A 14,208-nucleotide genomic window follows, 5' to 3' on the forward strand; every position below is an offset into this window, starting at 1 on the left:
CCGGGGCTCAGGGCTCAGGGCTCGACGGGCTCCGGCTCCACGGCGGGCGGCGTCGGGCCGCCGGAGCGGGCCCTGGCGAGCTGCCTGCGCACCCCGACCACCACCAGCAGCACCACCCCGCCGAGCGCGAGCCACGGGATGATCGCGCCGAGGATCAGCACCACCACGTTGAACGTGCTCACCAGCGCGCTCCACCCCGCCGTCAGGCCGCCGACGAACCCGCCGGGCTTCGCCTGCGCCGCCGGGGTGCCCTCCGCGACGATCTCGACCTGCAGGGTGGACATCGCGACCTCGTCCGAGAGCCGGTTGCGCTCCGAGACCCGGGAGTCCAGCTCGGCCTGCCTCGTGGAGAGCTCGGCCTCGATCTCGATCAGGTCGGCGGTCCGGTCGGCCTCGGCCATGAGCTCGCGCAGCCGGTCGGTCGAGGTGCGGAGCGCCTCGATACGCGCGTCCAGGTCCTGCGCGGTGCCGGTGACGTCGACCGTCTCCACGTGCCGGTCGCGCACGTCGCCCAGCTTGTCGAGGGCGTCCAGGGTGGCCGAGACGCGGTCGGCGGGGATGCGCAGCGTCATCGACGCGCTGCCCGGCTCGTCGTCGGTCTCGGCGCGCTCGTCGCGCGCCTCGACCCGGCCACCGGCCTCCTCCACGAGGCCGCTGATCTGCTCGGCGGCCGCGAACGGGTCCTCGGCCGCGAGCGTCGCGCTGCCGGTGGTGACGAGCTCGCGGTCCACCGCTTCCTCGTGGGCCTCGGTGAGGCCGATCGCACCGGTGGCCGCGTCGGCCGCCTGGTCCGCCGCTGCATCGGGGGCGACCATCTCGCTGCGCGCCGCGCCGCCGTCGGACGTTGCCTCCGAACCGGAGTCCCCGCCGCCGGAGCATGCCGAGAGGGAGATCACGAGAGTCCCGCCGGCCACCGCGGCCACGAGGGCGTGGACGAGTCGGCGCGCGGGCGGGCCCGCGTCCCCCAGAGCAGACCGGTTGCGAATCATGGGACGAGCGTAGGAGCCCGGCAGTGCCGGAACCCGCCTCAACTGAGAACTGTGATCCCTTTGTGAACTTGTGGCCCAGGTGACCCGATTTTTCATCTGTTTTGCACGGTTCTTGATCACGTTCCGGTCACGCCGTGCTCCGTCCGCCCGCTTGGTGCAGGCTCGGATTCGTCAGGCACGTGAAGTAATCGGTCCACGTCGAACGGGGTCCGTCCGGAGTCGGGAGCAGCGTGACCCAAGTAACAGTCTTGTTACGGGTCATACCCGGCAATGGACAGCGACTCTGTTAAGGAGGTCTACTAACAAACATGGCGACGGCGACAGAACGCAGCGGCACCGGGCGAGGGCTCGGGGCACGGCTGCGCGCGACGTCCAAGGTGCTTCCCGAGCACGCCAGGGCGCACAACCGGTCCCTGGTGCTGCAGCACCTCTTCCACGAGGGGCCCACCTCCCGGGCCGACCTCGCACGAGCCACCTCGCTCACCCGCGTGACCATCTCCGACCTGGTCTCCGTGCTCATCACCGAGGGCCTGGTCGAGGAGCTCGGCACCCGCCCGGGTCAGCGCGTCGGCAAGCCCGCCATCCTGGTGGGCCTGCGCACGGACGCCTACCAGATCGTCGCGGTGGACCTCACCGAGCACGGCCACATGCGCGGCGCGGTGCTCAGCCTCACCGGCCAGATCCAGGTGCGCCGCCAGCTCGACATCGACGGGCGCACGGGGGACGAGCTGGTCGACCTGCTCACCCGCTTCGTCCGCCGGCTCGTCGCGGCGGCGAACCACCCCGTGATCGGCGTCGGCGTCGGATCGCCCGGCATCATCGACCTCGACGGGCGCGTCGTCGAGGCGCCGAACCGAGGCTGGTACGACGTGCCGCTCGCCGAGCTCCTGGGCGAGCGCCTGGGCCTGCCCGTGCACGTGGCGAACGACGCCAACACGGCGGCGCTCGGTGAGTTCACCTACGGCGGCGCGACCGGCAGCATGCTGGTGGTCACCGTGGGTGCGGGTGTCGGCGCGGGCGTGGTGGTCGACGGCGTGCGGGTGCACGGCCAGCGTGACGCCGCGGGCGAGATCGGCCACGTCACCGTCGTGGACGACGGCGAGCCCTGCGCCTGCGGTCGCGTGGGCTGCCTCGAGACGGTCCTGTCCGTGCCGGCGCTGCGGCGCGCGGTGGCGGACAAGAGCCAAGAAGATTCCGACGCCGCCCTGGCGTCGGCCGGCCGGGTGCTGGGTGTGACCCTCGCCCCGGTCGTCAGCGCGCTCAACCTCACGGAGGTGCTGCTGAGCGGTCCGCGCGACCTGCTCGACGGCCCCCTGCGTGAGGCTGCGCTGGACACCATCCGACAGCGGACCATGCCGGCCATCAACACCGGCCTGCAGCTGCGGATGGCCGCACTCGACGAGGACGTGGTGCTGGCGGGTGCCGCCGTCCTCGTGCTTTCCGCCCAGCTGGGGGTCTCGTGAGCATCAGTGCGCACGTGTGGGCGGAGGGCATCCCATCGAGCTTTCCCAATGTTCCGCGACACACAGTCGTATCCCGGGAGGAACCCACACGTGAACACAAACCGTCTCGTCGGCGCTGCGGCGTCGGCGATCACCCTGACGCTCGCGCTCAGCGCCTGCGGTAACGCCGGCGGCGCCGCGGCCCCCGAGGAGACCGGCCCCGGTGAGGTCCGGGTCTGGCTCGTCGGTACCGACACGCCCCCCGAGGCGCGCGACTACCTCAAGAAGACCTTCGAGGAGGAGAACCCGGGCAGCACGCTCACGATCGAGGAGCAGGCCTGGGACGGCCTGGTCGACAAGTACACGACGGCGCTGTCCGGCTCGGACGCCCCCGACGTCGTCGAGATCGGCAACACCCAGGCCGCCGCGTTCACCTCGGCGGGTTACTTCCGTGAGATCACCGCGGACGAGTTCGAGACGCTGGGCGGCTCCGACCTGCTCCCCGGCTTCGTCGAGGCCGGTGACTGGGAGGGCAAGCACTACGCCCTGCCGTACTACTCGGGCTCGCGCGTCGTCTTCTACTCCAAGCAGGTCCTGGGTGACACCGAGGTGCCGACCACGCTCGACGAGTACGTCGAGACGGCTGTCGACCTGAAGACGGACGACCTGTCCGGCGTCTACTGGCCCGGCCAGGACTGGTACAACGCCCTGCCCTTCATCTGGGAGAACGGCGGCTACGTCGCCGAGCAGGCCGAGGACGGCACCTGGGACGCGGGCTTCTCGTCCGAGGGTGGCCTCGCCGGCCTGGAGCAGATCCAGACCATCATGACCAAGGGCAACAACGCCCCGTCCGACGCGCAGGAGACCGACCTGCAGGTGCCGTTCTGCGAGGGCAAGGTCGCCTTCCTCTCGGCGCCGAGCTGGATCCAGTGGTCCATCAACGCTCCCGAGAAGCCGGAGGACCCGGACGGCGTCCCCGGCTGCGCCTCGACGTACGGCAAGGACCTCGAGGGTCTCGCCCTGCCGGGCAAGGACGGCGGCGCCGCCCAGGTGTTCGCCGGCGGCTCGAACATCGCCATCGCGCAGAAGTCCGCGCGTCCTGACCTCGCGATGAGCGCCTACGAGATCCTGCTCAGCGACGAGTACCAGTCGATCCTCGCCGGCATCGGCCTCTTCCCGGCCAAGACCTCGCTCTTCGAGCAGGTCGACCAGTCGACGTCGATCGGCAAGGCCGCCGCCGAGGCCGCTGCCAACGCGAAGCTCACGCCGGCCTCCCCGAAGTGGGCCGACGTCGAGTCCAAGACGCTGCTGCAGACCGCGTTCTCGCGGATCGCCGCCGGTGAGGACGTGAAGACCATCGCGGAGAAGCTCGACGCGGACATCGAGGAGATCCTCAACAGCTGACCTCGGTCAGCACGACTTCCCGTCCCGCCCGGCGCCATCTCGAGCCCGGGCGGGACGGGACACCACTGCCCGCCTGATGCCCGCGGCTGCTCTTCCAGTGGAGCGGCAGCCGGCCGCCTCAGAGGAAGACAGGACATGAGCTCCACACTTCTCGATGCCCCGGCGCCACCGCGCCAAGAGATCCGGCGCAAGCGCCGGCCCCCGTACCTGCCCTGGCTCCTGCTGTCGGCCACGATGGTCATCCTCGGCGTGCTGACCGGGTTCCCACTCGTCCGCCTGGTCGTCATGTCGTTCCAGGAGTACGAGCGGGCCCAGCTGATGGGCCTGCCCGCCGAGTGGGTCGGGTTCGACAACTACGCGGCGATCCTGACCGACGTCGACGGCTTCTGGACCGTGCTGGCCCGCAGCTTCGTGCTCATGGTCGTCCTGGTGGTCGTCACGATCGTGCTCGGCATGCTCGTGGCCCTGCTGATGATGCGGGTCGGCAAGGCCATGCGGCTCCTGGTCTCCGTCGGCCTGCTGCTGGCCTGGGCCATGCCGTCGCTGGCCGCCACCACCGTGTGGGGCTGGCTGTTCGACACGCAGTACGGCGTGGTGAACAACCTCCTCACCTCGATCACCGGGGACCGGTGGTTCGGCTACTCCTGGCTGCTCAACCCGCTGTCGTTCTTCGTGATCGTGACGTGCATCGTCGTGTGGGGCGCCGTGCCGTTCGTCGCGTTCACGCTGTACGCGGGCCTGACGCAGATCCCGGAGGAGGTCATCGAAGCCGCGCAGCTCGACGGCGCGAGCGCGTTCCAGCGCTTCCGGCTCATCCAGCTGCCCTACGTGCGCAGCATCGTCACCGTGCTCGTGGTGCTGTCGATGATCTGGGACCTGAAGCTCTTCACGCAGGTCTTCGTGCTGCAGGACATCGGCGGTGACCGCGAGCTGACCAGCACCATCGGCGTCTACATCTACCAGACCGGTATGGCCCAGGGGCACTACGGCGTGGCGAGCGCGATCGGTGTCATCTTCGTGATCGTCATGCTGGCCATCGCGTACCCCTATGTGCGGCGGACGCTGCGGGAGGAAGAGCTGTGATCAACATCCGCAAGCGACTCGCCGACACCGGGTTCGGCGCCCTGGCCCTGATGGTCTTCGTGCTCTCGGCCTTCCCCGTGTACTGGATGGTCAGCACCTCGTTCCTGCCGAACAACCGGATCCGGGGCGAGAACCTCGCGTTCTTCCCGACGCCGGACGTGTTCACCCTGGACAACTACCGCGCGGCGATCTTCAGCCCCCGGGCGCCGTTCGCGCCGGCCGTGCTCAACTCGATCGGCGTGACGTTCCTGACCCTGGTGATCGCTCTGGTCGTGGGCTTCGTCGCCTCGTTGGCCCTCACCCGGTTCCAGTTCAAGGGCCGCCGTACCTTCATCGTGCTGATCCTCGTCGTCCAGATGATCCCCGGAGAGGCGATGATCATCTCGATGTTCCGGATCATCGACGGCTGGCAGCTGCTCAACACGATCATCGGCCTCACGCTCGTGTACACGGCGGGAGTCCTGCCGTTCACGATCTGGACACTACGCGGATTCGTCAACGGGGTACCCAAGGAGCTGGAGGAGGCGGCGATGATCGACGGCTGTTCCCGCGCCGGCGCGTTCTGGCGGGTGACGTTCCCGCTGCTCGCCCCGGGCCTGGTGGCCACCGGCGTGTTCGCGTTCATCCAGGCGTGGAACGAGTTCGTCACCGCGCTCGTGATCATGCAGCGTCCCGAGGCGATGACGCTGCCCCTGTGGCTGCGCACGTTCGTGCAGGCCACACAGGCCACCAACTGGGGTGCGGTGATGGCGGCCTCGGTGCTCATCGCGATCCCCGCGGTGATCTTCTTCCTCATCGTGCAGGGCCGGATGACCGGCGGGCTGGTCTCCGGCGCGGTGAAGGGCTGATGGGCGGTCGGCGGAAGTCCGGCGGCAGCAGTTCCAAGGGTGGTTCGAGCAAGCGAAAGGTCGGGATGGGAAAGGTCGGCAAGCGGCAGGGGGCTGCCGCGCCCGAGTACACGGTCGGCCTCGACATCGGCGGCACCAAGATCCTCGGCGCGCTCCTCGACCCGGCGGGCGAGGTGGTCGCCACGGTGCGCCGGTCCACGGTGCACGGGGCGGACGGCCTGGTCGCGGGTGCGGCGGGCGCCGTGCGGGAGGTCGTGGAGTCGGGCGGGGTGGAGCTCGCGGCGGTGGTCGGCGTCGGGCTGGGCATCCCCGGCATCGTCGACCACGTGTCCGGCACGGTGAAGCACGCGGTCAACCTGGGGGTGCACGACGACGAGCTGCCGCTCGCCGACCTGCTCTCCCTGGCGCTGGGCGGCGTGCCCGTGGTGGTCGAGAACGACCTCAACGTGGCCGCCGTCGGCGCCGCGCACGTGCTGGAACGGTCGGAGAACTCGGAGCGCGGCGCCGCCGAGCACGAGGACCTCGCGTTCCTCGCGCTGGGCACGGGTCTTGCGTCCGGCCTGGTGCTGGACGGAGAGCTGCGCCGCGGCGCGAGCGGCGCGGCCGGCGAGATCGGGCACATCCCCGTGGACCCGCTCGGGCCGGAGTGCCCGTGCGGACAGAGGGGTTGCCTGGAGCGGTTCGCCTCGGGCAAGGCGCTGGAGGCGGCGTGGCCGTCGCGGCACGGCAAGCCCGCCCCGGTCGAGCTGTTCGAGGCGGCGCGCGCCGGCGACGAGGAGGCCGTCGCGGTCAAGGACCGGTTCGCGGCCGCCACGGCGTCCGCGGTGCGGCTGCTCGTGCTGACCACCGACGTGCGGCACGTCGTGCTCGGCGGCGGCGTGGCGCAGCTCGGCACCGAGCTGCTGGTCGCGGTGCAGGACGCGCTGCGCGAGCAGGCCAAGGTGTCGGCGTTCCTCGGGTCGCTCAAGCTGGCCGAGCGGGTCAGTCTGGCGCCGACGCACGTTCCGGTCGCGGCGGTGGGCGCCGCGGTCCTGGGAAGGAGAAGCTGATGGAGGTCGTGATCGCACCGGCTGCCGAGCTGGCGAGGCTGGCGGCGGACGCCGTCGAGGGTCTGCTGCGGAGCAACCCCGAGACGGTGCTCGGCCTGGCCACCGGGTCGTCGCCGCTGGCGGTGTACGACGAGCTGGCCACCCGGCACAAGGAGGGGCTCTCGTTCGCGCGCTCCCGGGCCTTCATGCTCGACGAGTACGTGGGCCTGCCCGCCGACCACCCGGAGCGCTACCGGAACGTCATCGAGAAGGAGTTCGCCTCCCGCGTCGACCTGCCCGCCGGCGCGGTGCAGGGACCCGACGGGCTCGCCGACGACCTCCCGGCGGCCTGCGCCGCCTACGAGGCGAGCATCCAGGACGCCGGCGGCGTCGACCTGCAGATCCTCGGGATCGGGACCGACGGGCACATCGCGTTCAACGAGCCCGGCTCGTCGCTCGCGTCCCGCACGCGCATCAAGACCCTGACCCGGCAGACCCGCGAGGACAACGCGCGGTTCTTCGGCGGCTCCGTCGACGACGTGCCTCGGCACTGCCTCACGCAGGGCCTCGCCACGATCATGTCGGCGCGGCACCTGGTGCTGCTGGCCTCCGGGCGCGCCAAGGCCGAGGCGGTGCACCAGCTCGTGGAAGGGCCGATCTCGGCGATGTGGCCCGCCACGATCATGCAGCTGCACCCGCACGCCACCGTGCTGGTCGACGACGCGGCGGCCTCCCGCCTGCAGCTCGCCGACTACTACCGGCAGACGTACGCCGACAAGCCGACCTGGCAGGGCCTGTAGCCACGTGTCGGACGCTCAGGTCACTCCAGGGATCCGAGCGTCTGACACGTCAGAGGTAGTTGCCCGCGACGGGGGCGGGCTTCCACCGACCCGACGTCGCCACGTCGGCGACCCGGCCGGTCGTGAGGCCCTCCGGTCCGTGCTCCAGGATCGAGCGGCGGGCGACCTCGCGCAGGTCCGCGCCCGTGGCGCCGTCCAGGTACGAGGCGACCAGGTCCACGTCCACGGGGGCGTCCGCCGGGAGGAAGAGGCGGAGGATCGCCGTCCGTCCCGCCTGGTCCGGTGGCGGCACCTCGATGATGGTGTCGAACCGGCCCGGCCGCTTCACCGCCGGGTCCAGGGCGTCCGGGTCGTTCGTGGTGGCGACCGTCAGGACGTCGTCCGAGCTGCGCGTGCCGTCCAGGGCGTCCAGGAACTCGGCGAACGACGTGTCGCCCCGCGAGCCCTTCGAGGCCACCGAGTCGATCTCCTCCAGCACCACGAGGCACGGGCCGAGCCCGCGGATCTCCTCGTACAGCTCGGTCATCCAGGTGCGCAGCACCTCGGCGGTCACGAGCACGACCGTGAGCGGCCCCGCGAGCTCCGTGGCGATCACCCGCGTGAGCTTGGTCTTGCCGACGCCGGGCTTTCCGGCCAGCAGCAGGCCGCGCGACGTGGTGTGGCCCAGGGCCCGCAGCGCGTCGCGGCGGGTGGTCACGCTGGAGCAGAACAGGTCCACCTCGCGCCACAGGTCGGCGGGCAGCACGACGTCGCCACGCACCTGGACGGTGTGCCTGACCGGCGTCAGCTCGACGGTGCCGTTCCCGGGCCGGGCCGACAGCACGCCGCCCCGGTAGGGGTGGTCCGCCTCCAGCGTGCGGGTCAGGTCCGCCAGCACCCGCTCGGCGAGCGCGAGCCCGCCAGGTGGGGTGAACGCGGTGATCGTGGGGGTGCCGTACCGGTAGGCGACCTCGACGGCCACGGCCGTGTCGTAGGCGGTCCCGGCCGGGAGGTGCACGGTGGCGACGGCCGGCACGCTCACCGAGGTGCCGTTGCCGAGGTCGAGGGCCGCGCGCTGCGGCGCTCCACCGGGACCGAACACGGCGACGTCGTCGGGGTGCCGGTCCACCCAGCGCTGCAGCGCGTAGGCATGCAGCCGCTGCAGGGTGCGCGACATGTCGCGGGAGACGTTCACGAGCGTGCTCTCGTCGACGCCCCACAGGCGGCCGAGCCACTCGCTGGACGTGCGGGGCTCACGGGGGCGGTCGGGGACCGGGCGGCCGAGCATCGCGGCGACGGCTGCGACGGCGCGGCGCGCGGCCTCGTCGTGGTCGCCGAAGTCGGGCCAGACCGGGTCGGGCGCGCCGCGGGGGACGGGGTCGTCGGCAAGGTCGTCGGACAGGTTGTCGGACAGCGCGGTGGACAGGGTCGTGGCGAGATCGGTCGCGGGGACGGCGCCGTCGTCGGGCAGAGTGAGGCTCCTCTCAGGGCGGGAAGATGACATGCAGACAGTTATAGCGGGGGTCACCGACACGACCGCAAGGAATTCCGCGCGTCAGACGGCGCAGGATCCTGCGCCGCGGAGCGCGCCGGGCCGCCGCGCGCGGTCGGAAGGGGACCTTTCGACCTGGTCCGGAGCGCGCGCCGCTGGAGTCCGTGTCGGTGGTCCCGCGTAGACTCGGGTGCATGACCGAACCACTCTCCAGCCCGCAGGACGAGCCCAGTACGCAGGGCGGTACGAGCGTCCTCGAGCGTGAGGAGACCCGGGAGGAGACCGAACCGGGAGACCACGAGCGGTTTGCGCACTACGTGCGCAAGGAGAAGATCATGGAGTCCGCCATGAGCGGCAAGCCCGTGATCGCGCTCTGCGGCAAGGTCTGGGTTCCGGGCCGGGACCCGGGCAAGTTCCCGGTGTGTCCCCGGTGCAAGGAGATCTACGACGGTCTCCGCGACCCGCAGGACGGCGGCGAGGGCGACTCCGGAAAGTGACGAGCCAGCCGCAGCAGCTGCCCCACACACCGTCGTCTGCGGCCGCTTCGTCGCTCAGCCCTGCCTTTCCACGGCGTGCCCCCTGGGGCACGGCGTCGAGTCTGCGCGCCTGGCAGGCGGAGGCCCTGGAGCTGTACCGCGAGACCGACCCGCGGGACTTCCTGGCCGTCGCCACTCCTGGCGCGGGCAAGACGACGTTCGCGCTCCGCATCGCCACCGAGCTCCTCGAGCAGGGCATCGTCCGGCGGGTCACCGTCGTGGCGCCCACCGAGCACCTCAAGACCCAGTGGGCCGACGCCGCCGCGCGCGTGGGCATCCGCATCGACCCGCACTTCAAGAACTCGCAGGGTAGGCACGGCTCGCACTACGACGGCGTCGCGCTCACCTACGCCCAGGTCGCGGCCAAGCCGGCGCTGCACCGTGCCCGGACGGAGGCGCAGCGCACCCTGGTGATCCTCGACGAGGTGCACCACGGTGGCGACGCCCTGAGCTGGGGCGACGCCGTCCGCGAGGCGTTCGAGGGCGCCGAGCGGCGCCTGGCGCTGACCGGTACCCCGTTCCGCAGCGACACGTCCGCGATCCCGTTCGTCCAGTACGAGGCCGACGCCGAGGGCATCCGCCGCTCCAAGGCCGACTACACCTACGGCTACGGCGAGGCGCTGCGCGACCACGTCGTGCGGCCCGTCCTGTTCATGTCCTACGCCGGCGACATGCGCTGGCGCACCAAGATGGGCGACGAGGTCAGCGCCCGCCTCGGCGAGGCCATGACCAAGGACATGACCGGCCAGGCGTGGCGCACCGCGCTGGACCCGGAGGGGCAGTGGATCCCGTCGGTGCTCTCGGCCGCGGACAAGCGCCTGACCGAGGTACGCCGCACGGTGCCCGACGCCGGCGGCCTGGTCATCGCCACCGACCAGGACAACGCGCGCGCCTACGCCGCGCACCTCCACGAGATCACCGGCAAGCGGCCCACGGTCGTCCTGTCCGACGACGAGGGCGCCTCGGGCCGCATCGAGGAGTTCGCGCAGAGCGAGGACCGCTGGATGGTCGCGGTGCGCATGGTGTCGGAGGGCGTGGACGTGCCACGGCTCGCCGTCGGCGTGTACGCCACGAGCGCCTCGACGCCGCTGTTCTTCGCGCAGGCCATCGGCCGGTTCGTGCGGGCGCGCAAGCGCGGCGAGACGGCGTCGATCTTCCTGCCGAGCGTCGCGCCGCTGCTGAACCTGGCCAACTCGATGGAGCAGGAGCGTGACCACGCGCTCGACCGGCCGCGCACGGCCGAGGAGCAGGGCATCGAGTACGACCCGGAGGCCGCGCTGATCGCGGAGGCCAACAAGGAGGAGAAGGCGTCGGGCGAGCTGCTGGGCTCCTTCCAGGCGCTCGAGGCCCAGGCCTCGTTCGACCGCGTCCTGTTCGACGGCGGCGAGTTCGGCGCGGGGGCGGACGTGGGCTCGGCGGAGGAGCTCGACTTCCTCGGCCTGCCCGGCCTGCTGGAGCCCGACCAGGTGGCGACGCTCCTGCGGCAGCGCCAGGCCGACCACCTCAAGGCGCGCGGCGGGGCGCCGTCGGCCCGGGAGGTGGAGGCGGAGCGGTCGGAGCAGGAGCACCGGCGCGCGGCGGAGCTGCGCAAGGAGCTGTCCAAGCTCGTCTCCGCGTGGGCCAAGCGCAGTGGGCAGCCGCACGGCATCATCCACACCGAGCTGCGCCGCAAGTGTGGCGGGCCCGAGGTACCCCTGGCCACGGCTGATCAGCTGACCGCCCGGGTGGCCCAGGTACGGCGCTGGTTCGTCGGTCAGAAGTAGCAGGAGAGCGAGACGATCCGCATGGTGAGACAGGAGCCCGACATGGCCGCATTCGCCCGGCCCAGGCCAGATCTCTGGCCTACCGTGAGTGCATGACCGACGAGCTTCGGAGCATCGGCGCTCCGCTCACCGACTCGTGGCCTGCGCTCGACAACGGTGTCGTGGAACCGCGGCCGCTCCCCGCAGCACCCCTTCCGGCGGTACGCCCGTCGGTCGCACTGCTGACCGACCGCTACGAGCTCACCATGCTCCAGGCGGCCCTGGCCGACGGCACCGCCCACCGGCACTGCGTGTTCGAGGTGTTCACGCGGCGCCTGCCCGCGGGCCGGCGCTACGGCGTCCTGGCCGGGACCGGTCGCGTCCTGGAAGCGCTGCCACACTTCGTCTTCGAGGACGCCGAGCTGGCCTACCTCCAGGACAACGCCGTGGTGGACCGCAGGACGCTCGACTACCTCGCGAACTACCGGTTCACCGGGACCATCCAGGGCTACGTCGAGGGTGAGGTGTTCTTCCCCGGCTCGCCCGTGCTGCAGGTCGAGGGGTCGTTCGCCGAGGCCGTGCTGCTGGAGACCCTGATCCTGTCGATCCTGAACTACGACTCGGCGGTGGCCTCGGCCGCGTCCCGGATGACGAGCGCGGCGGGCAACCGCCCCGTGCTGGAGATGGGCTCCCGGCGGGCCAGCGAGCAGGCCGCCGTCGCGGCCGCGCGCGCCGCCGTGATCGGCGGCTTCGCGGGCACCTCGAACCTCGAGGCCGGCATGCGCTACGGGCTCGACACCATCGGCACCGCCGCGCACGCCTTCACGCTGCTGCACGACAGCGAGCGGGAGGCGTTCGCGTCGCAGGTCGCCTCGCTGGGCCCGGGCACCACGCTGCTGGTCGACACCTACGACGTGCGCCAGGGCGTGGCCACCGCCGTCGAGGTGGCGGGCACCGGGCTGGGCGCGGTGCGCCTCGACTCGGGCGACCTCGGCGGGCTCGCGGGGGAGGTGCGCCGGCAGCTCGACTCGCTCGGCGCGCGGGACACCAAGATCGTGGTCACCTCCGATCTCGACGAGTACGCGATCGCGTCGCTGGCCGCCGCGCCGGTGGACGTCTACGGCGTCGGCACGTCGCTCGTGACCGGGTCGGGCGCGCCCACCTGCGGCATGGTCTACAAGCTGGTGGCACGCGCCGATGCGTCGGGCGTGCTGCAGCCGGTCGCCAAGGCCTCGGCCAACAAGACGTCCGTGGGCGGCCGCAAGGCGGCCGCGCGCCGCTACGGCCGCGACGGGTACGCCATCGAGGAGATCATGGTGACCGGCCCGGACACCGCCGTGGCGGAGTGGACGCCGCAGAGCGACGACCTGCGGCCGCTGCTCGCGCCGCTGGTCGTCGACGGCGCCGTCGACTCGCGCTGGGTGGGTCCGTACGGCGTCGCGAACGCGGCGATCAACCACGGCATGGTGCGCGCCGAGCTGCCGCGCGGGGCGCGCCGGCTGTCCAAGGGCGACCCGGCGATCCCGACGGTGGACCTGCGGCTCGCCGACCTCCGCGACTGAGCCGGACCGAGCCAGCACATGGCCCCCGGGGACAGGTTCTCGACCGTCCCCGGGGTCGGCCGCGGGTCGTGGTCCGACCTGCGCGAGGACCGCTCGGTGAACCCGTCGTGACCGACCGGTGGCCGGAGGTCACAGCCCGGCGACAACTTCCGGCGAATCTCGGACAGGGGTGTCCAGTCGAGGGACGAAACAGCCTAGAGTGAGACCTGTGACTTCTTCCCCGCTGCCGCTGCTCACGCCCCTGGGGTCAGCCGGGACGGCCGTCGAGGAGGACACCGAGGAGGCACTCGCCTCAGCGGTCGCCGACCCGTGGGTGACGATCGTCTGGAACGATCCGGTGAACCTGATGTCGTACGTCACCTACGTGTTCGAGAGCTACTTCGGGTACCCGCGCGCCAAGGCGGAGCAGCTCATGACCCAGGTGCACAAGAACGGTCGCGCTGTCGTGTCCAGTGGTGGACGTGAGCGCATGGAGGTGGACGTGCAAGCGATGCATGGGTTCGGGCTGTGGGCGACGCTGCAGGAGTCGGGCGCTCGGGGAGCCGCATGACGCCGTTCCGCGCCATGCGGCGGGGTTACGAGGCTCGGTTCGAACCGGTGGAGCGGGTCGTCCTGGCCAAGGTGGCACGCGACGTCTCCGCGATGCTCCGCGAGGAGGCGGGCCTGGACCTGTTCTCCGACGGCGGTGAGCCCGGTCCGTCGTCGCACCACGCCCCGGGCAAGGGGCAGGCCTGGGCCAACGGGCTCCTCGCGCCGGACGAGCTGACCGACGCCGACCTCGCGCGGCTCACGGGTGTGACCGGCGTCGGGCGAATCCCGACGGACCCCGCGGCGCAGCGGCTGCTGCCGGACGCGAGCAAGGACGACACGGACATCGCCGACGAGTTCCGGCGGCTCACGCAGAACGACGTCGCCCAGGCCAAGGTGGACCGGCTGGAGGCGTTCGCCGCGCTGCTGGACCTGCCCTCGGGCGACGACGCGCCCTCGACGGTGGGCCGGCACGGCGCGCCGCCCCCTGTGCGGGTGCCGCGGGAGGACGCCGAGCAGTTCGCCGGTGCGCTCACGGACGTGCGGCTGGTCATTGCCGAGCGGCTGGGCCTGAAGACCGACGACCAGGTCATGCACCTCACCGACGAGATCATGTGGGACCGGCAGGCCGGCCGCGAGATCCCGGTGGCCACGGACGGCCGCGCCGCCCGGCGGTTCTGGTCCGGCGTGTTCGTCGCGGCGGGCTACGCCCAGGAGACCCTGATGGACGTCATGCTCGCCGAGCTGCGGGGCAAGCGCCCGCTGGCATAGGCGG

The 14,208-nt window shown here is 71.8% G+C and carries 13 protein-coding genes; 11 read left to right on the forward strand and 2 right to left on the reverse strand.

Annotation, left to right across the window (positions count from 1 at the left end; genetic code table 11):
• Nucleotides 1–14: 14 nt before the first annotated feature.
• The gene (locus tag ACH47X_RS00370; protein WP_397400348.1) at nt 15–989 is read right to left on the reverse strand and encodes a DUF4349 domain-containing protein; all 975 of its coding nucleotides are present in this window, start codon (nt 987–989) and stop codon (nt 15–17) included.
• Between the two features lie 308 nt (nt 990–1,297).
• Between ACH47X_RS00370 and ACH47X_RS00375 the strand changes: the two genes are divergently transcribed.
• The 6 genes from ACH47X_RS00375 (at nt 1,298) to nagB (ending at nt 7,594) form a co-directional block, all read left to right on the forward strand.
• Complete coding sequence (locus ACH47X_RS00375) at nt 1,298–2,452, forward strand: ROK family transcriptional regulator (protein ID WP_051432856.1); 1,155 nt, start codon at nt 1,298–1,300, stop codon at nt 2,450–2,452.
• A gap of 90 nt (nt 2,453–2,542) precedes the next feature.
• On the forward strand, nt 2,543–3,835 hold the full coding sequence (locus ACH47X_RS00380) for an extracellular solute-binding protein (RefSeq protein ID WP_397400351.1): 1,293 nt from the start codon (nt 2,543–2,545) through the stop codon (nt 3,833–3,835).
• 135 nt (nt 3,836–3,970) lie between these two features.
• Nucleotides 3,971–4,918 (forward strand): carbohydrate ABC transporter permease, encoded by a 948-nt coding sequence (locus tag ACH47X_RS00385; RefSeq protein WP_036962830.1) that lies wholly within the window; start codon nt 3,971–3,973, stop codon nt 4,916–4,918.
• Nucleotides 4,915–5,766, forward strand: coding sequence for a carbohydrate ABC transporter permease (locus tag ACH47X_RS00390; protein ID WP_200835945.1), 852 nt, complete (start codon nt 4,915–4,917; stop codon nt 5,764–5,766). The genes ACH47X_RS00385 and ACH47X_RS00390 overlap by 4 nt, the downstream gene beginning before the upstream one ends.
• A 65-nt stretch (nt 5,767–5,831) precedes the next feature.
• Nucleotides 5,832–6,815 (forward strand): ROK family protein, encoded by a 984-nt coding sequence (locus tag ACH47X_RS00395; RefSeq protein ID WP_397400354.1) that lies wholly within the window; start codon nt 5,832–5,834, stop codon nt 6,813–6,815.
• Nucleotides 6,815–7,594 carry a glucosamine-6-phosphate deaminase gene (nagB, locus tag ACH47X_RS00400; RefSeq protein WP_397400356.1) on the forward strand — a complete coding sequence of 260 codons (780 nt, stop codon included), beginning with the start codon at nt 6,815–6,817 and terminating at the stop codon, nt 7,592–7,594. The genes ACH47X_RS00395 and nagB overlap by 1 nt, the downstream gene beginning before the upstream one ends.
• Before the next feature lie 49 nt (nt 7,595–7,643).
• Here nagB and ACH47X_RS00405 read toward each other — a convergent pair whose 3' ends face one another.
• Nucleotides 7,644–9,077, reverse strand: a complete 1,434-nt coding sequence (locus ACH47X_RS00405; RefSeq protein WP_397400358.1) for an AAA family ATPase — start codon at nt 9,075–9,077, stop codon at nt 7,644–7,646.
• A gap of 182 nt (nt 9,078–9,259) precedes the next feature.
• On the opposite strand from ACH47X_RS00405, the gene ACH47X_RS00410 reads away from it, so the two are divergent.
• The 5 genes from ACH47X_RS00410 to ACH47X_RS00430 all read left to right on the forward strand — a co-directional run bounded on the left by ACH47X_RS00410 (nt 9,260) and on the right by ACH47X_RS00430 (nt 14,204).
• Nucleotides 9,260–9,562 (forward strand): DUF3039 domain-containing protein, encoded by a 303-nt coding sequence (locus ACH47X_RS00410; protein ID WP_020013282.1) that lies wholly within the window; start codon nt 9,260–9,262, stop codon nt 9,560–9,562.
• Nucleotides 9,559–11,364 carry a DEAD/DEAH box helicase gene (locus ACH47X_RS00415; protein WP_036962836.1) on the forward strand — a complete coding sequence of 602 codons (1,806 nt, stop codon included), beginning with the start codon at nt 9,559–9,561 and terminating at the stop codon, nt 11,362–11,364. Before ACH47X_RS00410 ends, ACH47X_RS00415 begins: the two co-directional genes overlap by 4 nt.
• A 92-nt stretch (nt 11,365–11,456) precedes the next feature.
• On the forward strand, nt 11,457–12,905 hold the full coding sequence (locus ACH47X_RS00420; protein ID WP_397400361.1) for a nicotinate phosphoribosyltransferase: 1,449 nt from the start codon (nt 11,457–11,459) through the stop codon (nt 12,903–12,905).
• Between the two features lie 241 nt (nt 12,906–13,146).
• Nucleotides 13,147–13,455, forward strand: coding sequence for an ATP-dependent Clp protease adapter ClpS (gene clpS, locus ACH47X_RS00425; RefSeq protein WP_036962901.1), 309 nt, complete (start codon nt 13,147–13,149; stop codon nt 13,453–13,455).
• A complete protein-coding gene (locus tag ACH47X_RS00430) occupies nt 13,452–14,204 on the forward strand; it encodes a DUF2017 family protein (RefSeq protein ID WP_142033345.1) in 753 nt (250 codons plus the stop codon). Before clpS ends, ACH47X_RS00430 begins: the two co-directional genes overlap by 4 nt.
• Nucleotides 14,205–14,208 lie beyond the last annotated feature (4 nt).

It is taken from the genome of Promicromonospora kroppenstedtii (assembly GCF_044389675.1).
Classification (GTDB): Bacteria; Actinomycetota; Actinomycetes; order Actinomycetales; family Cellulomonadaceae; genus Promicromonospora; species Promicromonospora kroppenstedtii.